General features: G+C 61.5%; 23 protein-coding genes and 2 riboswitches. Of the genes, 14 read left to right on the top strand and 9 right to left on the bottom strand.

From position 1 onward, the window contains the following. The first annotated feature begins 97 nt into the window (after positions 1 to 97). Complete coding sequence (locus PMI07_RS06690; protein WP_024163629.1) at positions 98 to 1,279, top strand: acetyl-CoA C-acetyltransferase; 1,182 nt, start codon at positions 98 to 100, stop codon at positions 1,277 to 1,279. Between the two features lie 138 nt (positions 1,280 to 1,417). Then, complete coding sequence (locus PMI07_RS06695) at positions 1,418 to 2,146, top strand: beta-ketoacyl-ACP reductase (protein WP_007775114.1); 729 nt, start codon at positions 1,418 to 1,420, stop codon at positions 2,144 to 2,146. 250 nt (positions 2,147 to 2,396) lie between these two features. On the opposite strand, the gene PMI07_RS06700 is transcribed toward PMI07_RS06695, so the two are convergent. Both PMI07_RS06700 and PMI07_RS33940 read right to left on the bottom strand, forming a co-directional pair. Further along, positions 2,397 to 2,654, bottom strand: a complete 258-nt coding sequence (locus PMI07_RS06700; RefSeq protein ID WP_007775116.1) for a YMGG-like glycine zipper-containing protein — start codon at positions 2,652 to 2,654, stop codon at positions 2,397 to 2,399. Positions 2,655 to 2,694: 40 nt separating this feature from the next. Next, positions 2,695 to 2,850: a DUF3309 family protein gene (locus PMI07_RS33940; RefSeq protein ID WP_007775119.1), complete on the bottom strand. Its 156-nt coding sequence runs from the start codon at positions 2,848 to 2,850 to the stop codon at positions 2,695 to 2,697. A gap of 723 nt (positions 2,851 to 3,573) precedes the next feature. Between PMI07_RS33940 and PMI07_RS06710 the strand changes: the two genes are divergently transcribed. From PMI07_RS06710 to PMI07_RS06730, 5 genes are all read left to right on the top strand, one after another. Continuing rightward, positions 3,574 to 6,750 carry a helicase-related protein gene (locus PMI07_RS06710; RefSeq protein WP_037085828.1) on the top strand — a complete coding sequence of 1,059 codons (3,177 nt, stop codon included), beginning with the start codon at positions 3,574 to 3,576 and terminating at the stop codon, positions 6,748 to 6,750. A 3-nt stretch (positions 6,751 to 6,753) separates the two neighbouring features. Further along, on the top strand, positions 6,754 to 7,167 hold the full coding sequence (locus PMI07_RS06715; protein WP_007771985.1) for an RNA-binding S4 domain-containing protein: 414 nt from the start codon (positions 6,754 to 6,756) through the stop codon (positions 7,165 to 7,167). A 204-nt stretch (positions 7,168 to 7,371) separates the two neighbouring features. Beyond that, entirely contained in the window at positions 7,372 to 7,710 is a 339-nt protein-coding gene (gene fdxA / locus PMI07_RS06720; RefSeq protein ID WP_007771987.1) for a ferredoxin FdxA, read from the top strand. Between the two features lie 387 nt (positions 7,711 to 8,097). After that, positions 8,098 to 8,670, top strand: a complete 573-nt coding sequence (locus PMI07_RS06725) for a CarD family transcriptional regulator (protein WP_037085832.1) — start codon at positions 8,098 to 8,100, stop codon at positions 8,668 to 8,670. Positions 8,671 to 8,977: 307 nt separating this feature from the next. After that, positions 8,978 to 9,844 carry an RNA polymerase factor sigma-32 gene (locus PMI07_RS06730; protein WP_007771992.1) on the top strand — a complete coding sequence of 289 codons (867 nt, stop codon included), beginning with the start codon at positions 8,978 to 8,980 and terminating at the stop codon, positions 9,842 to 9,844. A 15-nt stretch (positions 9,845 to 9,859) separates the two neighbouring features. Here PMI07_RS06730 and PMI07_RS06735 read toward each other — a convergent pair whose 3' ends face one another. Next, positions 9,860 to 11,308, bottom strand: coding sequence for a M48 family metalloprotease (locus tag PMI07_RS06735; RefSeq protein ID WP_037085876.1), 1,449 nt, complete (start codon positions 11,306 to 11,308; stop codon positions 9,860 to 9,862). A 387-nt stretch (positions 11,309 to 11,695) separates the two neighbouring features. Between PMI07_RS06735 and PMI07_RS06740 the strand changes: the two genes are divergently transcribed. Together PMI07_RS06740 and PMI07_RS06745 are read left to right on the top strand one after the other, a co-directional pair. After that, positions 11,696 to 12,223, top strand: coding sequence for a helix-turn-helix domain-containing protein (locus tag PMI07_RS06740; protein ID WP_024163632.1), 528 nt, complete (start codon positions 11,696 to 11,698; stop codon positions 12,221 to 12,223). Beyond that, complete coding sequence (locus PMI07_RS06745; RefSeq protein WP_007767542.1) at positions 12,220 to 13,602, top strand: MATE family efflux transporter; 1,383 nt, start codon at positions 12,220 to 12,222, stop codon at positions 13,600 to 13,602. The genes PMI07_RS06740 and PMI07_RS06745 overlap by 4 nt, the downstream gene beginning before the upstream one ends. On the opposite strand, the gene PMI07_RS06750 is transcribed toward PMI07_RS06745, so the two are convergent. The 6 genes from PMI07_RS06750 to PMI07_RS06775 all read right to left on the bottom strand — a co-directional run bounded on the left by PMI07_RS06750 (position 13,603) and on the right by PMI07_RS06775 (position 20,263). Then, positions 13,603 to 14,310, bottom strand: coding sequence for an ATP-binding cassette domain-containing protein (locus PMI07_RS06750; RefSeq protein ID WP_007767539.1), 708 nt, complete (start codon positions 14,308 to 14,310; stop codon positions 13,603 to 13,605). Further along, a complete protein-coding gene (gene thiP / locus PMI07_RS06755; protein ID WP_024163633.1) occupies positions 14,303 to 15,922 on the bottom strand; it encodes a thiamine/thiamine pyrophosphate ABC transporter permease ThiP in 1,620 nt (539 codons plus the stop codon). Before thiP ends, PMI07_RS06750 begins: the two co-directional genes overlap by 8 nt. A 4-nt stretch (positions 15,923 to 15,926) precedes the next feature. Then, a complete protein-coding gene (gene thiB, locus PMI07_RS06760; RefSeq protein WP_007770812.1) occupies positions 15,927 to 16,937 on the bottom strand; it encodes a thiamine ABC transporter substrate binding subunit in 1,011 nt (336 codons plus the stop codon). 40 nt (positions 16,938 to 16,977) lie between these two features. After that, a riboswitch (TPP riboswitch) is annotated at positions 16,978 to 17,085 on the bottom strand. Between the two features lie 83 nt (positions 17,086 to 17,168). Further along, the gene (locus PMI07_RS06765) at positions 17,169 to 17,618 is read right to left on the bottom strand and encodes a response regulator (RefSeq protein ID WP_007770809.1); all 450 of its coding nucleotides are present in this window, start codon (positions 17,616 to 17,618) and stop codon (positions 17,169 to 17,171) included. Between the two features lie 160 nt (positions 17,619 to 17,778). Further along, a complete protein-coding gene (locus PMI07_RS06770) occupies positions 17,779 to 19,602 on the bottom strand; it encodes an ABC-F family ATP-binding cassette domain-containing protein (RefSeq protein ID WP_007770807.1) in 1,824 nt (607 codons plus the stop codon). A 4-nt stretch (positions 19,603 to 19,606) separates the two neighbouring features. Further along, positions 19,607 to 20,263: a thiamine diphosphokinase gene (locus PMI07_RS06775; protein WP_024163634.1), complete on the bottom strand. Its 657-nt coding sequence runs from the start codon at positions 20,261 to 20,263 to the stop codon at positions 19,607 to 19,609. A 93-nt stretch (positions 20,264 to 20,356) separates the two neighbouring features. Here PMI07_RS06775 and PMI07_RS06780 point away from each other — a divergent pair, with 93 nt between their 5' ends. From PMI07_RS06780 to PMI07_RS06800, 5 genes are all read left to right on the top strand, one after another. Next, positions 20,357 to 21,196 (top strand): MoxR family ATPase, encoded by an 840-nt coding sequence (locus PMI07_RS06780; RefSeq protein WP_007757546.1) that lies wholly within the window; start codon positions 20,357 to 20,359, stop codon positions 21,194 to 21,196. Next, positions 21,193 to 21,633 (top strand): NUDIX domain-containing protein, encoded by a 441-nt coding sequence (locus PMI07_RS06785; RefSeq protein WP_007757545.1) that lies wholly within the window; start codon positions 21,193 to 21,195, stop codon positions 21,631 to 21,633. Before PMI07_RS06780 ends, PMI07_RS06785 begins: the two co-directional genes overlap by 4 nt. Positions 21,634 to 21,685: 52 nt before the next feature. Beyond that, positions 21,686 to 21,763: riboswitch (SAM riboswitch) on the top strand. 60 nt (positions 21,764 to 21,823) lie between these two features. Beyond that, entirely contained in the window at positions 21,824 to 22,744 is a 921-nt protein-coding gene (gene metA, locus PMI07_RS06790; RefSeq protein WP_037085878.1) for a homoserine O-succinyltransferase, read from the top strand. A gap of 11 nt (positions 22,745 to 22,755) precedes the next feature. After that, positions 22,756 to 23,937, top strand: a complete 1,182-nt coding sequence (locus PMI07_RS06795) for a VWA domain-containing protein (RefSeq protein WP_007757543.1) — start codon at positions 22,756 to 22,758, stop codon at positions 23,935 to 23,937. 95 nt (positions 23,938 to 24,032) lie between these two features. Next, positions 24,033 to 25,055, top strand: a complete 1,023-nt coding sequence (locus PMI07_RS06800; protein ID WP_024163635.1) for an aldose epimerase family protein — start codon at positions 24,033 to 24,035, stop codon at positions 25,053 to 25,055. Positions 25,056 to 25,295: the final 240 nt, after the last annotated feature.

Here is a 25,295-nt window from a genome sequence, read left to right on the forward strand (position 1 = left end):
AGCGCCCGCAGGTGCGTCCCGGTGTCCGGCTGGCGTTTGACTCTGAGGCCAAGCTTTGCCAGTCTCGCTCATAAATATCGAATAAGAGGAAACGTCCATGACCAACCCATCCATCGTGATCGCAGCTGCCGGCCGTACCGCGGTCGGCTCCTTCAATGGCGCCTTTGCCAATGTCCCGGCGCATGAACTGGGCGCTGCGGCAATCAAGGGTGCGCTCGCGCGTGCCGGCGTCGAGGCGGCGGAAGTGGACGAGGTGATCCTCGGCCAGGTCCTGCCGGCCGGCGAGGGCCAGAACCCGGCCCGCCAGGCGGCCATGAAGGCCGGCGTGCCGAAGGAAGCGACTGCCTGGGGCGTCAACCAGCTCTGCGGATCGGGCCTGCGCGCCGTCGCACTCGGCATGCAGCAGATCGCGCTTGGCGACGCCAAGATCATCGTTGCCGGCGGTCAGGAATCGATGTCGATGGCACCGCATTGCGCGCACCTTCGCGGCGGCGTGAAGATGGGCGACTTCAAGATGATCGACACGATGATCAAGGACGGCCTGACCGACGCATTCTACGGCTATCACATGGGCATCACGGCGGAAAATATCGCCCGCCAGTGGCAGCTCTCCCGCGAGGAGCAGGACCAGTTCGCCGTCTCTTCGCAGAACAAGGCGGAAGCCGCGCAGAACGCCGGCCGCTTCAAGGACGAGATCATCCCCTACATCATCCAGACGCGGAAGGGTGACGTCACCGTCGAAAACGACGAATACATCCGCGCCGGTGCGACGCTCGATTCGATGGCCAAGCTGCGCCCCGCCTTCGACAAGGAAGGCACGGTGACCGCCGGCAACGCCTCGGGCCTCAATGACGGCGCTGCCGCTGCCGTGCTGATGACGGAAACGGAAGCCGCCCGCCGCGGCATCACGCCGATGGTGCGCATCGTTTCCTGGGCGACCGCCGGCGTCGATCCGCAGATCATGGGCACCGGCCCGATCCCGGCTTCCCGAAAGGCGCTGGAAAAGGCGGGCTGGAAGGTCGGTGATCTCGATCTCATCGAGGCCAACGAAGCCTTTGCCGCGCAATCCTGCGCCGTCGTCAAGGATCTCGGTTTCGATCCGTCGATCGTCAACGTCAATGGCGGCGCGATCGCGATCGGCCATCCGATCGGCGCGTCGGGCGCCCGCATCCTTAACACGCTCCTTTTCGAGATGAAGCGCCGCGGTGCCAAGAAGGGTCTTGCCACGCTGTGCATCGGCGGCGGCATGGGTGTCGCCATGTGCCTGGAGGCCATGTAATACCATTGGATGACTGTGGATAATCCCGCCGCGGTTGCAAAACTGAGCGGCGGGACTATCTCCTCGCTAAAAGCATGTCAAAATGGGTAAGTATCCAGTCACACAGAAGGACCGGATCAAATCGAAGAGGGGATTCGCATGAGCAGGGTTGCATTGGTTTCGGGAGGAACGCGTGGGATCGGAGCAGCCATCTCCATCGCGTTGAAAGCGGCAGGTTATCGTGTCGCGGCAAATTTTGCGGGCAATGAAGAAAAGGCAAAGGCCTTCCATGACGAGACCGGCATTCCGGTCTTCAAGTGGGATGTCTCCAGCTATCAGGCCTGCGTCGAGGGTATCGCCAAGGTGGAGGCGGAACTCGGCCCCATCGAGGTGCTCGTCAACAATGCGGGCATTACCCGTGACGGCATGTTCCACAAGATGAGCCCCGAACAGTGGAACGAGGTGATCGGCACCAACCTGACCGGTCTCTTCAACATGACGCACCCGGTCTGGACCGGCATGCGCGATCGCAGTTTCGGCCGCGTCATCAACATCTCGTCCATCAATGGTCAGAAGGGCCAGATGGGCCAGGTGAACTATTCGGCCGCCAAGGCGGGCGATCTCGGCTTTACCAAGGCGTTGGCCCAGGAAGGCGCTGCGAAAAACATCACCGTCAACGCCATCTGCCCCGGCTACATCGCCACAGAAATGGTGCGGGCAGTGCCGGAAAAGGTGCTGAACGAGCGGATCATTCCGCTGATCCCGGTCGGACGCCTCGGGGAGCCGGAAGAGATTGCCCGTTGCGTCGTCTTCCTCGCATCCGACGATGCCGGCTTCATTACCGGCTCGACGCTGACGGCGAATGGCGGCCAGTTCTTTGCGGGGTGATCTCCGGCGTTAACCTTTGGACGGGTTTCGGCGCATATTCGTGCGTCGAAACGGCCTGTTTATATGGTTAACGGATTGTTTTTCCACGATATATGGAGGTGAACAAACCGGGAAACGGGCGATGTCGCCGATTCGTCGGCGATTCGTTCCGGCTTTGGCCAGGAGTTAACGGCGGCATTGTTTCGGCCAAACAAAACCGGCGCCGATTGCTCGGGCGCCGGTCCTGAGGGACTGGATGACTGTCCCGCGACTAGCGGCAACGAGCCTCGTAGCGGCGGCCGTAACGGTCGCGATAGATGCAATATCCGCGGCGTTCCGAGGACTGGCCGATCGCGGCGCCGACAAGACCGCCGGCAACTGCGCCGACTGCTGCGCCACCCCAGCTATTCGTCACGGCGCCGCCGATAACGGCACCCGTGCCGGCACCGATGGCGGTGCCCCGTTCAGTCGCAGTACAGGACGCGAGCGTGCCGATCATGCAAGCCGCAATCAGGATCTTCTTCATCATGTTATTTTCCCTTCCCTTGGTACACACGGCTACGCCGCTTTTAAATCCTGCCCATCAGCAGCAGGATAATGATGATAAGGACCACGAGGCCCAATCCGCCCGACGGACCATAACCCCAGCCTCGGCTATAGCCCCAATTCGGCAACGCGCCAATGAGTAGCAGAATGAGGATGACGAGCAACACGGTTCCGAGCATGATTTTCTACTCCGCTAGACAATCCGATATGGATTTGGCGAGGAAACGTGGCGCCGCGATTTTTGTTCCATGGGCTTGCAAACGTGTGCTCTTCCGCGTGGTTAAAGTGCGTTAGCCAACGTTAACGGCAGGCGGAGATTCGCGATTTCCGAATTCAGCGGGGCGATTTTCTTGCGGGTCTGTCCCATGGATACCTACCATATGTTGTGGGAAACAAACCGCGAAAACAGGGATGTCTGTGATTCGTCAGCGATTCGTTCCGCCTTTGACCCGAATGTTAATTCAGCGTCCGAAATGCGCCTCAACCACCTGAATCGGCTAACGAAATGTTAACCATATCAATGGATTGACTCCTGCGATTCTTCGTGAACGTGCAGCTTGCGGGTGAATCTCCAATTTGTGTGCACTCGAGTCCGGTACAGATTCAGGATGTCGTGGAGAAATCCGGAGTCTCATCAATATGTAGCGGTGAACAAAAGCTGAATCCTCCCGAGTCTGCGATTCGTCTCCGATTCGTTCGCGTCTGTTCCTTCACCTGTAAAATTCGAATCGCCTTTTCGCGATTCGATGCCCCCGCCGGCATTCTTCGGCCGCAAAACCATTTCTACAGGCTTGCGTTTGCCGGCCGAGATCGCCATGTGTTGCGAAGCTTGGGGTTTTGGGCGAAAGCGCGAAACCCAGGCGTTATGTGATGCGCGGAACCAGGCTTTGAATTTCCAGCCCATGATGCTCAGCGGGCGCGGCGTCACCGCCGTCCTCGGACCCACCAATACCGGCAAGACCCATTATGCCATCGAGCGAATGGTGGCGCATGGTACCGGCGTGATCGGCCTGCCGCTCCGGCTGCTGGCGCGCGAGGTCTATACGCGCCTTGTCGAGAAGGTCGGCGTCTCCCAGGTGGCGCTGGTCACCGGCGAGGAAAAGATCACTCCGCCGAATGCCCGCTTTTCCGTGTGCACCGTCGAGGCGATGCCACGCGAGACGAAGGCCTCTTTCGTCGCGATCGACGAGGTGCAGCTCGCTGGCGATCTCGAGCGCGGCCATATCTTCACCGACCGTATCCTGCACCTGCGCGGGCGCGATGAAACGCTGCTTCTGGGCGCCGCGACCATGCGGCCTATCCTTGAACGGCTTCTGCCGGGAATAACCGTCGTCGAGCGACCGCGCCTTTCGCAGCTCTTTTACGCGGGCCAGAAAAAGATTACCCGGCTGCCGCAGCGTTCCGCCATCGTGGCGTTTTCGGCCGACGAGGTCTATGCGATCGCCGAGCTCATTCGCCGCCAGCGCGGAGGTGCGGCGGTGGTGCTCGGCGCGCTCAGCCCGCGTACCCGCAATGCGCAGGTCGGCCTCTACCAGTCCGGCGACGTCGAATATCTCGTGGCGACGGATGCGATCGGCATGGGGCTCAATCTCGATGTCGATCACGTGGCGTTCGCCCAGGACCGGAAATTCGACGGCTACCAGTTCCGCAGCCTCAATCCTGCCGAACTCGCGCAGATCGCCGGCCGCGCCGGGCGGCATGTGCGGGACGGGACGTTCGGCGTGACCGGCCAGGTCGCGCCTTTCGAGGACGAATTGGTCGAGCGAATCGAAAGCCACCACTTCGATCCGGTAAAAGTGCTGCAATGGCGTTCGAAGAATCTCGATTTTTCGTCGCTCAAGGCTCTCCGGGAAAGCCTGGACGCTGCGCCAACCCTTGCAGGCCTGACGCGGGCGCTTCCTGCGACCGACAGCCAAGCCTTTGATTATCTTTCGCGTTATCCGGAAATCAAGGACATCGCGACGACGCCGCAGCGGGTCGAGAAGCTCTGGGAAGCCTGCGCCCTGCCGGACTACCGGCGTATCGCGCCGGCGCAGCACGCCGACCTTATTTCGACTCTTTTTTCCGATCTTGTACGCTTCGGGACGGTGAACGAAGAATTCATGGCGGAACAGGTCCGCCGCGCCGACCGCACCGATGGTGAAATCGACACACTGTCGGCCCGCATAGCGCAGATCCGGACCTGGACCTACGTCTCTAATCGCCCTGGTTGGCTTGCCGATCCGACACACTGGCAAGAAAAGACACGGGAAATAGAGGATAGGTTATCGGACGCGCTACATGAAAGGTTGACGAAACGCTTTGTTGATCGCAGGACATCTGTGCTCATGAAGCGCCTGAGAGAGAATGCGATGCTGGAAGCTGAAATCAGTGTGAATGGCGATGTCTTTGTAGAAGGACATCACGTCGGGCAATTGGCCGGTTTCCGGTTCACGCCCGTTTCGGGAACCGAGGGGCCCGACGCCAAGGCGGTGCAGGGTGCCGCTCAGAAAGCGCTGGCGCTCGAATTCGAGGCGCGGGCGGCAAGGCTTTATGCATCGGGCAACAGCGACCTGGCGGTCGGATCCGATGGTTTCGTGCGCTGGCTCGGCGAGCCTATAGCCCGTCTTGCCGCGAGCGAGCATGTCATGCGTCCGCGCGTCATCCTGCTTGCCGACGAGCAGCTCACCGGCAATGCGCGCGAACATGTGCTCGCCCGCCTCGAGCGCTTCGTCAATCATCACATCGCGACGGTCTTGAAGCCGCTCGACGATCTGTCGCGCGCCGAAGACCTTCAGGGTCTCGCCAAGGGGCTGGCCTTCCAGCTCGTCGAAAATCTTGGCGTGCTGTTCCGGCGGGATGTCGCCGACGACGTGAAGTCGCTCGACCAGGATGCGCGCGCCTCGATGCGCCGCTACGGCATCCGTTTCGGCGCCTACCACGTCTTCATGCCCCTGCTTCTGAAGCCGGCTCCGGCCGAGCTCATCACGCTTCTCTGGGCGCTGGGGAATGACGGTCTCGACAAGCCCGGTTACGGCGATCTCATCCCGGCTCTGGCCGCGGGACGCACGTCGGTCGTCGCCGATCCGACTTTCGAGCGGATGTTCTACAAGCTTGCGGGTTTTCGTTTCCTCGGCAAGCGCGCCGTGCGTATCGACATCCTGGAGCGCCTTGCCGATCTCATCCGTCCGCTTCTGCAGTGGAAGCCCGGTGCGACGCCGCGTCCGGAAGGGGCCTATGACGGCCGCCGCTTCGTGGCCACGACCGCCATGCTTTCCATTCTGGGTGCTACGCCGGACGACATGGAAGAAATCCTGAAAGGTCTCGGATATCGTGCCGATGCCGTGAAGGCGGAAGAAGCGCAGGCATTCCTGGCGGGCCAGGACGTCGGTTCGGCGGGCGCTGTGGCTGCCACCGCTTCGGCTCCGGCAGAAGAGACGCCGGAGGTTTCCGAAACCGATGATGCCGATGCGAGCGAGGCTCAGGCCGAGACGGCTGCTGAAGCCGCTCCGGCCGAGAGCTCGGCGGAAGCTGCTCCGGCCGAAGCTTCGGCAACCGAGCCGGTTGCTTCCGATGAAGCTCCCGCGGAGCAGGCGCCGGCTGCCGAACCGACCGACGAGGCAAAGGCTGCCGAGGCTGGAGAGCCGAAACCGGTCCTGTTGTGGCGTCCGGGCGGCGGTCGTGAAAACAACCAGCGTGGCGGACGTCCGCAGCATGGCGATCGTCGTGGCTATGGCGGCCAGCGCAACAACGCCGGGGGCGAAGCAGCGGGCCAGCCGGCTCAGGGTCGTCGCGACGGTGGCGAGCGGCGCGATGCGCGTCCGAACGGCGGTGGTGATCGCCGGGACGGCGGCAAGCCCAACCGCGACAACAATCGCCGGCCAGACAACAATAACAACAACAATGGCGGCAACCGCGGGGGCGATCGTCCGAACCGTGGGGAGCGCCACGAAGGCGGTCCTCGTCCGGACCGCAACGACCGCGGCAAAGGGCCGCAGCCCGCTCGCTTCGAGGCAAAGCCGCCGCGCAAGGAAAAGCCGATCGATCCCGATTCGCCCTTTGCAAAGCTTGCAGCTCTCAAGGAGCAGATGAAGAAGTAGGCCATGACGGAAAAACAGCCACAATCCGGTTCGCGTCAGCGCATCGACAAGTGGCTGTTTTTTGCCCGCATGGCGAAGTCGCGGTCGATCGCCCAGGATATGATCCGCTCCAACCACGTGCGGGTCAATGGCGATCTGGTTTCCCAGCCGAGCTCCCAGGTGAAGCCGGGCGACCGCATCGATCTCAAGCTCGAGCGTCGCGATCTTGTGCTGGTGGTGAAGACCGGCGGGGAACGGCGGGGTCCTTTCGAAGAGGCCCGGCTGCTCTACGAAGACATCAGCCCGCCTTCTGAAGAAACCAGAAGGCTGACGCTGTTCGAGCAGGCGCAACGCGCCCAGGGAAGCGGGCGGCCGACCAAGAAGGAGCGCCGGGAGACCGATCGACTGATTCCTGGTCTCGACGCGGACCTGGATTAGAAAAAACCACCCGCTACGCGTTGGTTTTCAGCACGGATATCCTTGCTAAGCCAAGCCAAAGGCTTTACCTGACTGTCGAAAAGCCGGATCCGCCTACCTCCTGTCAGTTTCGCAGTTGGGTTTTCGCCTCTCCCGGCTTTCCGGTGTGCCGGCGCTTCCCATCCGTCGACGTGCCGCTGATCCGTGAGAGTCCTGGAGTGCTGCATGACGTATGTCGTGACCGACAATTGTATCCGCTGCAAGTATACCGACTGCGTCGAGGTCTGCCCGGTCGACTGTTTTTATGAAGGCGAAAACTTCCTCGTCATCCATCCCGACGAGTGCATCGACTGCGGCGTCTGCGAACCGGAATGTCCCGCGGAGGCGATCAAGCCGGATACGGAACCGGGTCTCGACAAATGGCTCAAGATCAACTCCGAATTTGCCCAGATCTGGCCGAATATAACGGTCAAGCGTGATGCCTTGCCCGAGGCCAAGGAGATGGACGGCGTCGCCAACAAGTACGAGCAGTATTTCTCCGCCGAACCGGGCAAGGGCGACTGAGATTTGCAGCTGCGGGATGGCTCTGTAGCCGTTTCGAATCACTTTGCCTTTTTGTTGGGCAGAGTGCGAGTGTGGCTCTCTGTGCACGTGCAAAAGCAAATTATTGATTTCCGCACTTTTTTGTGCTAGACAATAAGAACTGTTCCACAAGGCGGCACGTGTGTGCCCAAAAAACATCACGAAAGCAACAGACCACCCAACGCGCGGTTTCCGTGACATTGCAACGCTTAGATGTTGTCGGTCGCAGTTCGCGATGGGGTGTTTTTTCGCTCGCGTTGGTCGGACCAGTATGGAGTGACCCGACGGTTTCCCCCGTCTCATCCGGGCCTGACAGACCCGGTTCCCCCGACCCGGCAACGGGTGAGTAACAGGGAGTTTGTGAAACGAATGACGACTCAGCAGAAAAAGACTTCTCCCGCACGCCAGGGCTTCAAGACTGGTGAATCGATTGTTTATCCCGCTCATGGTGTAGGCACTATCTCTGCTATCGAAGAGCAGGAAGTAGCCGGCATGAAGCTTGAGCTTTTCGTGATCGATTTCGAAAAGGACAAGATGCGCCTCAAGGTGCCGGTTGCAAAGGCCGTCAGCATCGGCATGCGCAAGCTGTCCGAAACGGATTTTGTCGAGCGTGCTCTCAAGGTGGTTCAGGGCAAGGCTCGTGTGAAGCGCACCATGTGGTCGCGCCGCGCCCAGGAATATGATGCCAAGATCAATTCCGGTGACCTGATTTCGATCGCGGAAGTTGTCCGCGACCTCTATCGCGCCGAGAACCAGCCGGAACAGTCCTATTCCGAGCGCCAGCTTTACGAAGCCGCTCTCGACCGCATGGCTCGTGAAATCGCGGCCGTGAACAAGATGTCTGAAACCGAAGCCGTTCGCCTTGTCGAGGTCAACCTCGCCAAGGGTCCCAAGCGCGGCAAGAACGTCGAGGAAGATGAGGCGCAGGAAGAAGCGGCCTGATCATCCAGCCATAGTTCTCTCAAAAACCCGGCCGTCGAGCCGGGTTTTTTATTGGAACTTTTTGCCCGCCCCCGCGTTAATCCGCCGGAACGGCGAACTGATGTGCATCGGTTTGCGTTCGGGACAGCTAAGTGCGGGGCGGAAGGTCGGTCTCTTGAGCCGATGTGAATCCCCCGCTGAACTCAAGACGAGGGGAGCAAAAGCGGCAGGAAACTCAAGCAATCATCGTTCGGGCTGGTCGCGTGCACGGTGTTTTTGGTTTGTGCCTCGCTGTTTTTGTCGGATCAGACCGTTCACGGAGAACACGATGACAGCCATGTCCGCAGACCGCACGATGATCAAGATAGCAATGTCCGCTCCATATCTCGCCCGGGAGGAGGAGCGCGATCTGGCGGTCCGCTGGAAGGACGATCAGGACCAGGATGCCCGCAACCAGATCGCCCTTGCGCATATGCGTCTCGTGATCGCCATGGCCTCGAAGTTCCGGGGCTTCGGTTTGCCGATGAGCGACCTCGTACAAGAGGGCTATGTAGGGCTGCTCGAAGCGGCGGCAAGGTTTGAGCCGGCCCGTGACGTGCGTTTTTCCACTTATGCCAGCTGGTGGATCCGCGCTTCCATGCAGGATTATATTCTTCGAAACTGGTCGATCGTGCGTGGCGGCACCAGTTCAGCGCAGAAGGCGCTGTTCTTCAATCTTCGCCGGCTGCGCGCCAAGCTCGCCCGCGGTGATTCCAATCTCACCGCCCGGGCCATTCATGAAGAGATCGCGGTTGCGCTCGGCGTCAGTGTTGCCGACGTTCAGACCATGGATGCCCGCCTTTCCGGCAACGATTCCTCGCTGCAGGCGCCATCGATCGCGGGCGATGCGGATAGCGGCGAACGGCTCGATATGCTCGCCAGCGCCGAACCTTTGCCGGATGAGCAGGTTTCCGGAATGATCGACGGCGAGCGCCGTCTGAAATGGCTGCAGGGCGCGCTCACCAAGCTCAACGACCGGGAAAAGAAGATTATTCGCGCTCGCCGCCTGACGGACGATGGCGCGACGCTCGAAGCGCTCGGCGCGGAGCTCGGTATTTCCAAGGAGCGCGTGCGGCAGATCGAAAGCCGGGCGATCGAAAAGCTCAAGTCGGCGCTGGTGTCCGCCAATCCGCAGATGGCAGCGGCCGCCTGCTGAGGCGGCCAGCCGATCTCATTCCGAAATGATCTTGAACTTCTGGCCCGGCGAGATCGTCGCGCCGACCGGCAATGCGTTGATCAGCTTGAAAAGATCCAGCTTGCGATCCGTGCCCATCATGCGCGCCGACAGCGAAGCGACCGTGTCGTCCTTGGTCGCCGTGACGATCCGCACCCTCAGCGGCTTGAGCGTCGCTATTTCCTGAGGCGTCATTCGGCGGAAGGTCGAGCGCAAGGTTTCGGAGGTCGTCTCGAGTGCGGGACTTCCCTTCGGCACCGCCGTCAGGAAGCGGAAAATCTGATTGTCGACGCGGATGACCGTCACATCGAAGTCCCAGCGTTCGGCGGAGGCACGCGCGGTTGCCGCGGGCATCCCGTTTACCTGGATCTCCCGCACCGTCTCCGGCTGCAGGCCGGCCACCCAGCCGCTGGTCAGATAGTTCGGCAGGTTGTTGTTGTCGCCGGCGGCGACACCGTCGAAGCGGATCGCCGTCTCCCCGGGACCGGTCGCCAGCACGGCTTCCACTTTGTTGTCGATGCGGAAATCCGGCGGCACGTCAAAACGGATGCCGAGGCCGCCATGCAGGAAAGTCTGGCCGCGGACATAGCCTTCCTGTGGGCTGTCGCCATAAAGCAGGCCGTCGATACCGGCGATGTAATAATCGCGGCCCTTGTCGCCGACGGTCCCTTCCTGGCCAAAATTGCGGGCGTGGCGGCGGGCGAGATCGACGCGCTGGGCGGAATTCGGATGGCTCGACAGGAAGTCGAGGCTCTGGTCATTGTCCGGATCGACCGCCGAATAACGGGCATAGGCCGCCATGGAATCGAGGAACCGCGCCGCTGCATAGGGGTCGTAGCCGGCTTCGCCGAGCATCCGCACGCCGATCACGTCGGCCTGCAGTTCCTGCTGGCGCGAGAAGGCGGCGAGCCTCAGCTTGCCGCGGGCAAGCGCCTGTTTGCCGGCGAGATCGCTGGAAAGGACCTCGGCCACGACCCGGCTGGCAATCACTTCCGCCTCTTCGCGGCGCTGGCGTTCGATACCGTGGTTGGCGGTGACGTGGCCCATCTCATGCGAAAGCACGGCTGCCACTTCCGATGCGTCGTTGGCGAGCGCCAGAAGCCCACGCGTCACGTAGAGATATCCGCCCGGCAATGCGAAAGCGTTGATCGCCGGTGAATTCAAAATGGTGATGCGGAACGACTGGTTGGGATTTTCCGAGACCGCCGTCAGCGCGCCGGCGATGCGGGCGACCAGGCGCTCGGTCTTGGCGTCGCGATATTCCCCGCCGTAACTGGCGACAATGCGCGGATGCTCGCGCGCGCCCATCTGGGCCCGGGGGTCGTTCTTCTGCACTTCGTCGACTATCTGCGGCGAGTCGGAAGGGGAGACATTCGGCGTGTAGGCCTGGTCGAAGATCGACTGGCAGCCGGAAAGGATCGCGCTGCTCAGCAGCAGGGCGCTCATAACCCGCCAGCCGGGCAGGGCGCGGACAATGACCCCGGCAGCCGGGATCGTTGTGTCGCGCCTCATCGTCCTCGTCTTCCGCACCATCATTCCCAAGGTCCGCCATCCAGCTTGGCAGAGACTCTTTCGATCCAAGCCGGCTCCTTCTCTATGTCGCTTAGCGATTTTCGCGTCGCATGCACAGATGCTCTTGTTGAAATATGTCTTGCTGGCGCGTTTGCAATGAAAATCCCCGCTGCCTTTCCGCGATGCCATCGTGGCACGTCCAAATTGTGGCGAGCTCCATAACGGTCCGGCCGCCTTCGTCGCGAAACGTGATCACGCAAATAGTGACTTGCAAATTGCTAGTTACTTATGCCACAAGGCCGCCATCACTTGGAGCGACCCATGAAACGAGCAGGTCCCACCGATACCGGATGCCCGGTGCTGCGCAGTCTCAAACATGTCGGCGAGAGCTGGAGTTTCCTGATCCTGCGCGATGCGCTGGCGGGTGCCACCCGTTTCGACGAATTCCAGCGCAACCTCGATATCGCCCCGAACATCCTGACCAGCCGGCTGAAATCGCTCGTCGATTCGGGACTGATGGAAAAGCGGCGTTATTCCGAGCGGCCGCCGCGCGAAGAATATCATCTTACAGAGCGCGGCCGCGATTTCAGGCCCGTGGTGCAGGCGCTGCTCGCCTGGGGCAACCAGCATTTCGCACCGGAAGGCGAAAGCGTGGTGATCGTCAACACGGAAACGGGCGAGCAGGCCGAGCCGACGATGGTCGATCGCCGCAGCGGCAGGCCGCTCAGCGATCCGGTCTTCACCAATGCGGCAGGGCCGGCCGCAAACGAACGCATCCGCCGCCGCTATCCGGCGATGACAGAATTCCAGCTGAGGCAAGTCAGCAGGGGCAGGGGGACTGATCGATGAGCGCGATAACCAGTGACGAGGCGGCGGCGATCAATCCGCGAACCCTGCAGCTACTGCAGGATCCCATCCTGCCCATGCTGATCCGGCTCGCATGGCCGAATATCCTGATCATGCTGGCCCAGGCCTCGACGGGCCTGATCGAAACCTGGTGGGTTTCGCACATGGGCACCGCGGCGCTCGCCGGCATGGCGCTGGTTTTCCCGGCCGTCATGCTGATGCAGATGATGTCGGCCGGCGGGTTCGGCGGGGCGATCTCGTCTGCCATCGCCCGTGCGCTCGGCAGCGGCCGGCGTGACGATGCCGACCTGCTTGCCTGGCATGCCGTCGTGGTCAATGTTGCGCTGGGGCTGTTGTTCTCGGCGATCATGCTCGCCTACGGCCGACCGATCTATCGGGCGCTCGGCGGCGAAGGCCCGGAACTCGAGGCGGCACTCGTCTATTCGAACGTGGTGTTCGGCGGCATGGTCTTCGTCTGGCTGATGAACGGCCTTGCAAGCGTGGTGCGCGGCACAGGCAACATGCTGTTTCCGGCGCTGGTCACCTGCGTGGGGGCGGCACTCCTTGTGCCGGTGTCGCCGCTGCTGATCTTCGGCTTCGGCCCTATCCAGGGGCTCGGCATTGCCGGCGGCGGCCTGGCCCTGGTGCTCTACAGCTTCTGTGGCACCGCGGTTCTTGCCTGGTACATCCTCTCCGGCCACAATCTCGTTCGTTTCGGCGTCGGCCCGCTTCGCTGGGCGATGTTTCGGGATATCGTCCGTCTCGGGGCTGCCGCGGCGATCAATTCGGTTCTCACCAATGTGACCATCGGTATTGCCACGGCCCTGGTGGCGACCAAGGCTGGTGTCTCGGCGGTTGCCGGTTTCGGCACCGGCGCCCGGCTCGAATATCTGCTGATCCCGGTGATCTTCGGTATCGGTGCCCCGATGGTGGCGCTGGTCGGCACCAATATGGGCGCGGGCCAGAAGGATCGGGCAATCCGCATAGCCTTTACCGGCGCCGCGATTGCCTTCGTCATCACCGAGACGATCGGCCTGATCGCGGCGATCTTCCCGGTCGCCTGGATCTCGCTGTTCAGCGAGGAGCATGGCGCCATCGATGCGGGCGTCGCCTATCTGCAGATCGTCGGGCCGGTCTATGGTTTCTTCGGCGCGGGGCTGGCGCTCTATTTCGCCTCTCAAGGGGCGGGTCAACTGCTCTGGCCGCTCGCCTGTGGTTTCCTGAGACTTGCCATTGCAGGTCTCGGGGGCTGGCTGGCGCTGGAATTCACCGGTTCGCTGAACGGATTGTTCTTCGCGCTGGCGGCCGGTCTGGTCGCCTACGGCGGGATACTGTTCCTCGCCATCCGCTCCGGCGCCTGGTTCCGCGGAAAGGCGGCCTGATCAGCCGGACAGAAATTCGGCGAGCGCCGGAATATCGCGCTGGCTGAGGAATTCCTCGACCGGCGCTTGCAGCAGGATTTGGCCGTGATCGATGAAGATCGCGTGGTCGGCCAATCGGCCGACTTCATCGGGATCATGGGTCACGATCAGCACCGTATTGCCCGTCTCGCGATGCAGGTCGATGAGCAAATTGGCCATAGAGAACCTAAGACCGGGATCGAGTGCTGCAAACGGCTCGTCCATCAGCAGGACCGGTTTCCTGCGCACCAGAGCCCGGGCAAAGGCGGCACGCTGCCTTTCGCCGCCGGAAAGCGTTCCCGGCATCCGCGTTTCGAAGCCGCTCAAGTCCACGCGTTCCAGCGCTTGCGAGATCGCCTTCCGGTCAGGGTCGGAAAGTTTGAGCGATGGGTTGATGCCGAGCCCGATATTGGTGGCGATGTCCAGATGGGCGAAGAGGTTGTTGTCCTGGAAGACCAGGGAGACGGGACGCTCCGAGGGATGTTTCTCCGTCACATCCTCGCTGGCGATCAGGATACGGCCGCGATCGGGTGTTTCGAAGCCCGCAACGAGGTTGAGGAAGGTCGACTTGCCGGAGCCGGATGGGCCGGTGACCGCCGTCACGGCGCCGGCAGATAGCCGGCAATCGAAACGGAATTCCTTCGTGCCGAGCTTCAGCTCGACCTTTTCCAGCACGATCCCGTCAGCCACGCTTTATCTCCCTTTGGCCGGCCGTGCCGATCATCGTCAGCCCCAGGCAGATGACGCCGAGGATGAGCGCCAGCCCGTCGGCATCGTTGGTGCGATAGCTGGATAGCCGGCTATAGACAAGCCAGGGCAGGGTGGTGAGCTCGCTCGAGCCGAACAGTGCAACCGCTCCCAGATCGCCGAGCGACAGCGCCATGGCGAAGGAGAGCGCTGTCAGCAGCGGCTTTGCCAGAACCGGCAGATCGATCCTCCAAACCCGCGAAAAGCCTGAAAGGCCAAGGCTCGCCGACAGCCTGGCGGTCCGCTTCCGATGCGTTTCCACCGCCGGCGCCAGGACGCGCATCACGAAGGGAAGCGCCATCAGCATGTTGATGATCGCGACCAGCGCCGAGGCGAAACGCGCGACATCACCGAATGGCCTCAGCATCAGGAACCAGCCGGTGCCGAGCACGACGGGCGGCACGAGCAGTACCAGCGAGGACATGCCGGCAAGTGACAGGGAAAATGCCCTGGCAGTTCCGCCGGGTCGCTTCATGTCGGCGACCGCCCCGCGTCCGGCAATGATCGCCAGCGACGTCAGGACGGCCAGCAGGCCGGCAGAAAGCGCGATCGCGAAACTGGTCCATGCGGCGCGCAGGAAGGCGGGGCTGGTGACGAGGTTCCAGAGATTGGCCTGAACGCCGGCCGCGACGATCGAGGCGAGCGGCAGTACCAGGAAGGCGGTCGCCAGCAGGATGGCGAGCGTGTCCCAAAGGTGTGCCGGCACCGTCCGGCCATCGAAGCGGCGGGTGGCCCGGCCTGCCGTGATGCCGCTATCGTCCGGCACTAGGAAAAGCGAGATCGCGATCAGGATCAGCGCCGTCATGCCGATCTGCAGCAGCGACAGCGCGATGGCGCGAGGCGGATCGAAGTCGAAACGGAGCGACTGGTAGATCGCGACCTCGAGCGTCGTCGCGGCCGGCCCGCCACCGAGCACCAGGACGAGCGTGAAACTCGTGGCGCAGAGCATGAAGATCAGGCCGGCGATGCCGGGGATGACGCGCCGCGCCGCGGGCCATTCGATGAAACGGAAGACGGAAAAGGGCTTCATCCCAAGACTGGAGGAGAGCAGCCAATATTCCGCCGGCAACCGTTCCAGCGCCGCGAGCAGCAGCCTTGCCGCGAGCGGCAGGTTGAAGAACACATGTGCAAGCAGGATGCCGGAAAGCCCGTAAATGCTGACCGGTTGCTCCAGGCCGAGCTTCAACAGCAGGCTGTTCATCGCCCCTTGCCGGCCCCAGATGCCGATCAGCCCGAGCGCGCCGATCAGCACCGGCAGGCCCATGGGCAATGCCATCAGCCGGATGATCCAGAGACGGCCCGGAAAGCTTGGGCGGCGTGCAAGCGCTAGAGCCACGGGAAGCGCGAAGACGACCGACAGCAGCGTCGAAAGAACCGCCTGCAGCAGGGTGAAGCGCAGGATTTGCCAGGTGTAGAGGGTAAACAGCCGGCTTTGGGCGTTGCCCGCATCCCAGGACAGAAGGGCAACGATAGCGACGCCAACGAAGAGGGCGATGCCGGTAAGGCTGAGAAGCCCCCAGCCTATCCCCCGTCTCCGTTCAGTCCGTGTCAGCATGGGATCAGTTCATGCTCATGGCGGTCAGCCATTGATCGATCCAGGCTTGCCGATTCCTGGCGACCTCGTCCGACCCCATCAGGAACGTCTTGGCCGGCTGCACGAGCTTGTTGAAGGCGTCCGGAAGCGGCGCGGAGGTCTTGGCGACCGGCATCATCCAGTTGGTGGTCGGGATGATGTCCTGGAAGGCCGGCGACACCATGAATTTCAGGAACTGTTTCGCCAGATCCTTGTCTCCCGTGCCCTTCAGCATGCCGGCAACCTCGATCTGGATATAGTGGCCCTCCGAAAAGGATGCAGCCTGATAGCGGTCGATCTTTTCCTCAACCATATGATAGGCGGGAGAAGTCGTGTAGGAAAACACCATCGGCACCTCACCCTTGGTGAAAAGACCATAGGCTTCCGACCAGCCCGGCGTGACGGTCAGCACGCGTTTCCTGAGTTTTGCCCAGGCCTCCGGCGCCTTGTCGCCATAGACCGATTTCACCCACAGCAGCAGGCCGAGGCCCGGTGTCGAGGTGCGGGGATCCTCGATGGCGATCTTCTGCGCCGGATCGCCTTCCACCAGTTCCTTCAGGCTCTTCGGCGGGTTCTTGATCGCCTGGGTATCGTAGACGACGGCGAAATGGCCGTAATCGTAGGGAATGAACGTGTCGTCGCTATAATTGCCCGGCACCTTGGCGGCGGAGGCGTCGAGCCCATGCGGCTCGAACAGGCCGGTCGCCTTCGCCTCGGAGATCAGGTTGGTGTCGAGGCCGAGCGCGATATCCGCGTCGGTGCCCGGACCCTCCAGCTTCAGGCGGGTGAGAAGTGCTACGCCATCGGCAACGCCGACGAAATTCAGCTTGCAGGCGCAGGTCTTCTCGAATGCCTCCTTCACCTTGGGGCCGGGACCCCAGTCGGAAATGAAGCTCTCATAGGTGTAGACGGTCAGCGTCTTTTCCTGCGCCTCGGCCGGCGCGGACAGGGAAAGGGCGGCTGCGGCCGCCAATATCGAAAGAACGGTTCTGCGCATCAGCGCCTCCTCTGCTTGCGTTACAAGGGGAATAGGCGCTGATGAAGAGCCGTCTAATCCCTCCGCCGGTCTTAACCGGATCAGGTTCCGCGGGTTGGCCAAAGGCCTCTCAGCCGTGCGAAAAGACACGGCACCCCGTTAGAGCGGGATCAGATTTAGCGGTGCGGGGATTGTCTGGCAAGGGGTGGTCTATGACCGGCTCCGGGCGTATCCGGCAGGAGCCAGGATTTCTCAATGGTTCTGAGAAAACACCTTCAGTTCGCGCGGCACGATCGCCATGGCGCCGAGCCGGTTGGCGATGGCGTAGTCGATGGTCTTCTCGACCACGTCAGGCATGACGGGCTTGGTCAGGACGCCGAGCGAGCCCGCGACGCCATCTTTGACGTCGTCCGGATTTCCGGTCATGAAGATGACGGTGACACCATATTGTTGCGCAAGCTCGCGGCCGATCTCCGGCCCGGTCCGGCCGTCGGAGAGATTGACATCGACCAGGGCAATATCGGCATGGGCAGCGAGCGCCAGCGCGTGTTTGCGAGCGTTGGCGAATCCGGCGACCTCAAGGCCCATGGATTCGATTGTTTCGGCCACATCGAGTGCGATCAGAAACTCATCTTCGACGATCATGACACGTTGATTCATTGCTTCAGCGGCCAGCCGACGACGCGTAACATTTGTCAGCATTGGAGGTCCCTACTCGGTTGATCGGTTCCGTGGTGGCCGAGGAGTCCCCAAGACATTTCGACCGTGCTTGACCCAATGAACGTCCCGGGACGATATATGTTCCGGTCCGCGACAAATATTTTCCCGGCTAACTATTTGTTAAGCATAACAAATAGTAAAATTATCCTTCGATTTCCTCCCGCAGTATTTCCAGCTCCAGCCACTCTTCTTCCATCTTGCTGATGCTCTGCCGCAGCTTTTCCATTTCCGCGGCCAGCTTGTTAAAGGCGGCGGGATCCTTGGTGAAGAGGTTGGGATCGGCCATCTTCTTCTCGCGGGCGGCGATCTCGGCCTCGGCTTTCGCCATTTCCTTCGGCAGGGTTTCGAGCGCGAATTTCTGCTTGTAGGAAAGTTTGCCCTTTCCCTTCTGGACGTCGGCTGCCGGTGCTGAAGCTTCGGTTCTTGCCCTGTCGGCCTTTTCCGTGCGGCGTCGTTCTTCCTGCGCGCCCTTGCGCTGCGCCAGCATATCCGAGTAGCCGCCGGCATATTCGATCCAACGGCCGTCCGGCGCGTCCGGATTGGCGGGAGCGATGGTCGAGGTCACGGTGCGGTCGAGGAAGTCGCGGTCGTGGCTGACGAGGATGACCGTGCCGGTGTAGCCCGCGACGATTTCCTGCAGCAGGTCCAGCGTCTCGATATCGAGGTCGTTGGTCGGTTCGTCGAGAATGAGCAGATTGGAAGGCCGGGCCATGATACGGGCGAGCATCAGCCTCGCGCGCTCGCCGCCCGACAGGTTCTTGATCGGTGTCCTGATCTGTTCAGGTTGGAACAGGAAGTCCTTCATGTAACCCGCGACATGCCGCTGCTCGCCATTGACCAGCAGCGTCTCACCGCGCCCATCCGTCAGATAATGGGACAGGGTGTCCTCGGGATCCAGATCTTCGCGCTTCTGGTCGAGCGTTGCGATTTCCAGATTGGTGCCGAGCTTCACCTTGCCCGTATCCGGCGCCAGCTGGCCGGTCAGCATCTTCAGCAGTGTGGTCTTGCCGGCGCCGTTCGGGCCGACGAGACCGATACAGTCGCCGCGATGCACGCGGATCGAGAAAGGCGCGACGATGATCCGCTCGTCATAGCTCTTGGTGATGAACTCGGCCTCGATGACCAGCTTGCCGGATTCGCGGCCTTCGCTGACGCTCGCCTGGACCGTGCCCTGCGGTCCCTTGTGGCCGCGGTAATTGCTGCGCATCGTCTGCAACTCGCCGAGGCGGCGCATGTTGCGCTTGCGGCGCGCCGTCACGCCATAGCGCAGCCAGTGTTCCTCGCGCTCGATCGCCTTGCCGAGCTTGTGCTGCTCCAGCTCTTCCGCCTCCAGCACCTCGTCGCGCCACGCTTCGAACTCGCCGAAACCGCGGTTGAGGCGTCGTGACGTGCCGCGATCGAGCCAGACCGTGGCGTTCGAGACCTTTTCGAGGAAGCGACGGTCATGGGAGATCACCACCAGCGCGCTTCTGGTTTTGCGCAACTCGTCTTCCAGCCATTCGATGGTCGGCAGGTCGAGGTGGTTGGTCGGCTCGTCGAGCATCAGGATATCGGGCTCTGGTGCCATGACGCGGGCAAGTGCTGCACGGCGGGACTCGCCGCCGGAGAGCGTGTTCGGGTGTTCCTGGCCGGTGAGGCCCAGATGTTCGAGCAGGTAGGTGACGCGATAGGGATCGTCGCCGGGGCCGAGGCCAGCTTCCGCATAGGCCTGCACGGTCGAATAATCGGCGAAATCCGGTGCCTGTTCGAGATAGCGGATGGTCGAGGACGGATGGCGGAACACTTCGCCCGATTGCGGCTCGACCATGCCGGCCGCGATCTTCATCAGCGTCGACTTGCCGGAACCGTTGCGGCCGACGAGGCAGATGCGGTCGCCCGGCTCCACCTGCAGGCCGGCGCCGGCAAGCAGCGGCGCGCCGCCGAAGCTCAGGAAGATATCGTCAAGTTTCAGGATAGGGGGCGCCAATAGCTTAGGCTCCTGTCATGTCATAGGGGCGGGCGAGGATCATGGCCTTGCCCTCCCTCAAATGGAAATCCACCTGGCCTTCCGCAACGTTCGAGACGGTGCGCGAGGAGCCGAAGGGAAGCGAAAAGTTGTCGAGCGGATAACGGGCGCCGACGATATCGAGCCCTTCCAGACCCGAAAAGCCGACGACGGAAAACAGCGAGCCCTTGGGCAGGTCGAGGTTTTTCGTCCCCGGCAGCAGCGGCAGGGCCTCTTCGTCGCCCGAGGTCAGCAGGATGTCGAGGCCGCGTTCTGCAAGGCTCATGGCGTGAAAGAAGTGCTGCAGCGCATGGTCGCTGCGCTCGCCGCCGAGGGCGCCGACGAAGATCAGCCGAGTGGCGCCGCGCTCGATTGCCTCCAGGGTCGCGATCTCGCCGTCGGTCTCGGTCTTGGCGGGCGGGTAGGTCTGCCGCTCCACGTGCGGGAATTGTTCGATCAGCGCCGCATCGGAGGAGTCGAAATCGCCGACCCAGAGCTCCGGCGTGACGCCCAGCGCCGCCGCATGGCGCATGCCGCTATCGGCCGCAATGAAGCGGCTGCCGGTAACGGTGTCCCGCAGGCGGTCGGTGACGGTGAGATTGCCGCCGAGCAGAATGGTGAAGGTCGAATGGCTCATGCGCATTGCCCATAGCGCAAAGCCGGCCGAAAGGGAAAGCTGTTGCACCGCCGGGGATGAGCTTTTAGTTTGCGGCGCTTAATTGATCAGGAAGCCGAGATGCAGTTTCAGGGTACAGCGGACTATATTGCCGACAAGGATCTGATGGTGGCGGTCAACGCCGCGATCCGGCTCGAACGTCCGCTGCTGGTCAAAGGCGAGCCGGGCACCGGCAAAACCGAACTGGCGCGGCAGGTCGCCGCCGCCCTCGGGCTTGATCTCATCGAGTGGAATATCAAGTCTACCACCAAGGCGCAGCAGGGGCTTTACGAATACGACGCCGTCTCGCGGCTGCGCGACAGCCAGCTCGGCGACGAGCGCGTCCACGATGTCGCCAACTATATCCGCCGCGGCAAGCTGTGGCAGGCCTTTGCCTCGGACAAGAAGCTCGTCCTGTTGATCGACGAGATCGACAAAGCGGATATCGAATTCCCGAACGACCTGCTGCAGGAACTCGACCGCATGGAATTCCATGTCTACGAGACCGGCGAGATGGTGCGTGCCAAGGTCCGGCCGATCGTCATCATTACCTCCAACAACGAGAAGGAGCTGCCGGACGCCTTCCTGCGCCGCTGTTTCTTCCATTATATCCGCTTTCCGGATGTCGATACGCTCGCCCGGATCGTCGAGGTTCACTACCCCGGCATCAAGCAGACGCTGGTGCGCAATGCGTTGACGCAATTTTACGAAATCCGCGAGATGCCGGGCCTGAAGAAAAAGCCCTCGACCTCCGAGGCGCTCGACTGGATCCGGCTGCTGGTCTCCGACGACGTCGATCCGTCGGACCTGCGCGGCGACGTCAGGAACGCGTTGCCGAAGCTGCATGGCGCGCTGCTCAAGAACGAGCAGGACGTGCATCTCTTCGAGCGGCTGGCCTTCATGGCGCGGCGGGAGCGATGACGCCCGATGCGTTCAAGGTGCTGATCTATGCCGTCTGGCAGGATCGGCTCCTGGTCTTCGACGAGCCGGATTTTCCCGATCAGTGGCTGCAGGTGCCGGGCGGTACGATCGAGCCGGGCGAAGCGCCGGATATCGCCGCCGCCCGTGAATTTTACGAGGAGACGGGTCTCGATGTCGTGGTTCCGCTGCATCCGCTTGTGGTTCACGACTATCGTTTTCCAAAGGATGGCGGCGAGATCTGCCATCGCCGGCACTATTTCCTGCTCCGCTTGACGGGAGACTACCCCGATACCTGGATTCACCTTGAGGAACATCGCTTTGATGGTGGCGAGCCCATTCGTTTTAGCTTCTCCTGGATGCGGTTGGACGAGGCGGCACGCCAGCTTGGTGGGGGGATGGCGGACGCGCTTCCGCTTGTTCTCAAGGACGAGCTATAGAAGCAAGATTTTGCTCCCATTGACGAGGCCTGTAGCAAGGCGTATTTGAGCGTTGTGAATTCGTGGTGATTTGGCCGGCCGGCTTGCAGCCACGTTAAAAAAGTCGCTAAAGGGCCGCGAGAAGATGTCTTCCCACGGACCGGTTGCGATTTTTGTCGTCGCCGGTTTTTTATTTTCGCTGGGTAAAGACATGCCGATCAAGATTCCCGATACGCTGCCCGCATTCAGCACGCTCGTTTCCGAAGGCGTGCGGGTGATGACCGAAACCATGGCGGTGCGGCAGGACATTCGTCCGCTGCAGATCGGGCTTCTCAATCTCATGCCGAACAAGATCAAGACCGAGCTGCAGATGGCGCGCCTCGTCGGCGCCTCGCCGCTGCAGGTCGAGTTCTCGCTGGTCCGCGTCGGCGGCCACAAGGCGAAGAACACGTCGGAAGATCATCTCCTGTCGTTCTACGAGACCTGGGAAGAGGTGAAGCACCGCAAGTTCGACGGCTTCATCATCACCGGTGCGCCGATCGAGACGCTTGCCTTCGAGGACGTCACCTATTGGGACGAGATGAGACAGATCCTCGACTGGACGGCGACCAACGTGCATTCGACCATGAATGTCTGCTGGGGCGCGATGGCGGCGATCTATCATTTTCACGGCGTGCCGAAATACGAGCTCAAGGAAAAGGCGTTTGGCGTCTATCGTCACCGCAACCTCGTGCCGTCGTCGATCTATCTCAACGGATTTTCGGACGATTTCCAGGTGCCGGTATCGCGCTGGACTGAGGTGCGCCGTCCCGACATCGAGAAGAACCCGGATCTCGAAATCCTGATGGAATCCGAGGAAATGGGCATCTGCCTGGTGCATGAGAAGGCGGGCAAGCGGCTCTACATGTTCAACCATGTGGAATACGACTCCACCTCGCTGGCGGACGAATATTTCCGGGACGTCAATGCCGGCGTGCCGATCAAGATGCCGCACAACTATTTTCCGCATAACGACGACACGCTGACGCCCTTGAACCGTTGGCGCAGCCATGCACATCTTCTGTTCGGCAACTGGATCAACGAGATCTACCAGACGACGCCGTATGATCCGGAGAAGATCGGTACCGAATAGGGTTCGAGGCGATGTTCATTCCCTTCTTCCTTCACCTCAAAGAAGCGAAGATCCCGGTGACACTCCGGGAATTCCTCGACCTTCTCGAAGGCATGGAGGAAGGGATCGTTGATTTCGATGTTGAAGCCTTCTATTTCCTCGCCCGCACCGCGCTGGTGAAGGACGAGCGGCATATCGACAAATTCGACCGGGTGTTTTCCTCCTATTTCCGCGGACTCGAGGCCGTCTCTGGCGAGCCGGGCATGGACGTCGCGAATATCCCCGAGGAATGGCTGCGCAAGCTCGTCGAAAAGCACCTGACGGACGAGGAGAAGAAGCTCGTCGAGTCGCTCGGCGGTTTCGAGAAGCTGATGGAGACGTTGCGCCAGCGGCTGGAGGAGCAGAAGGGCCGGCATCAAGGCGGCTCGAAATGGATCGGCACCGGCGGTACGTCCCCTTTCGGCGCCTACGGCTACAATCCCGAAGGCGTGCGGATCGGCCAGGACCAGTCTCGCCACCGCCGGGCGGTGAAGGTCTGGGACAAGCGCGAATTCGCCGATTTCGACGACAAGGTCGAGCTCGGCACCCGCAACATCAAGCTGGCGCTGAAGCGGCTGCGTCGCTGGGTGAGGGAAGGGGCGGTCGAGGAATTCGATCTGCCCGGCACGATCCGCTCCACCGCCGAGCACGGTTATCTCGACGTGCAGACCCGGCCGGAGCGGCGCAATGCAGTCAAGCTGCTGATGTTCTTCGATGTCGGCGGTTCGATGGACGATCATATCCGTATCGTCGAAGAACTGTTCTCGGCGGCCCGTGCCGAATTCAGGCATATGGAGCATTTCTACTTCCACAATTGCCTCTACGAAGGCGTGTGGAAGGAGAACCGCCGCCGCTCCGACCGGACGCCGACGCTCGACCTCATCCGCAGTTATGGTGCAGACTACAAGGTGATCTTCGTCGGCGATGCCTCGATGAGCCCCTATGAGATCACCCATACGGGCGGTTCGGTGGAGCATTGGAACCAGGAACCGGGCGAGGCCTGGATCAGGCGTGTCACCGATCACTTCCATCGTTGCGTCTGGCTCAATCCGCTGCCGCAGGACCATTGGAGCCATACGACCTCGATCGGCGTGATGCGGCAGCTGATGGCCGAACGGATGTTTCCGCTGACGCTTGGCGGATTGGAACAGGCGACGCGGACGCTCACCCGCTGACTTTGCTTTCCGTGAACTTTATCGTTCCCCGGCGTTGCGGCCTGCCGTCAAATCGCGCAGTTTGCCGCAAAACATATCGGTGGAGGAGCAGTCTCATGGCGGACCAGAATTTCGAAGTTTTCGGCACCACGGAAAAGGGCGAAACCGTCTATCGCGTCCGGATCTCCGGTGGCGGGCTGACGGCCAGCGTCATCACCTGGGGTGCGGTGATCCAGGATCTTCGGCTCGAAGGCCACCAGCCGCCGCTCGTGCTCGGCTTCGAACGGTTTGAAGACTACCTGAACCATTCTCCCTATTTCGGCGCGACACCCGGCCGTTCGTCCAACCGTACCGGCGGTGGCCGTTTCACGCTGGATGGCAAGCCGTATCAGCTGGAATTGAACGAACGGGGCGTCACCCATCTCCATGGCGGCTCGGACGGCATCGGCCGCAGCAACTGGACGATCGTCGAACATGCTGCGGACAAGGTGGTGCTGCGGATCATCGATCCGGACGGCCGTGCCGGTTATCCGGGCAACTGCACGATCACGGCCACCTACCATCTCAAAAGCAATGGTGTTCTTTCCGTCGTCTACGAATCCACCACCGATCAGCCGACGCTCGCCAATATCTGCCAGCATACCTATTTCAATCTCGACGGCCGCGAGGATGCGCTCGGCCATGACATCATGATCGCGGCCGACCATGTGCTTGTCCTTGACGAGAAGCAGGTGCCGACCGGCGAATTGATGGATGTCGCCGGCACGCCTTTCGACCTGCGTGACATGGGGCCCATGAAGCGCTTCGATGGCGATGCACAGGTCCTGTTCGATCACAATTTCTGCCTGTCGCCGGAGCGCACGCCTAAGCGTTCCGTGGCCTTGGCGCGCAGCATCCATTCCGGTGTGTCGATGGAAGTTCGCACCACCGAGCCGGGCGTGCAGCTCTATGCCGCCTTCAAGCTGCAGCAGTTCTCCGTGCCGGGCCTTGACGGGCGCCGCTATGGGCCCTTTGCCGGGTTCTGCATGGAGACCCAGGTCTGGCCGGACGCCATCAACCACGCCAATTTCCCGAATGCGGTGCTGCGTCCGGGCGAGGTGTTGCGGCAGGAAACGGACTATGTCTTTTCGAAACAATGATCGCAGCGGGCCGCGTCTGGACCCAGCTTGTGCCGACACATTCAAATAACTCTTGTCATTCAAACGGGGCTTGCTTCGGGGTCCATGTAAAATAGGTAAGCCGTGGATTCCAGTTGTAATTCTACCGCTGCGCAAGGTTTCCGAAGCAAAGTTATCATTCGCCGTTTTACATTGTGGAACGCCGTGAGATTTTGACATTAGTTAAATTTCAACTGATTTCGAGATAGTTTTCTTCGAGAT

This window comes from Rhizobium sp. CF080 (assembly GCF_000282095.2).
In the GTDB taxonomy this organism is placed as follows: Bacteria; Pseudomonadota; Alphaproteobacteria; order Rhizobiales; family Rhizobiaceae; genus Neorhizobium.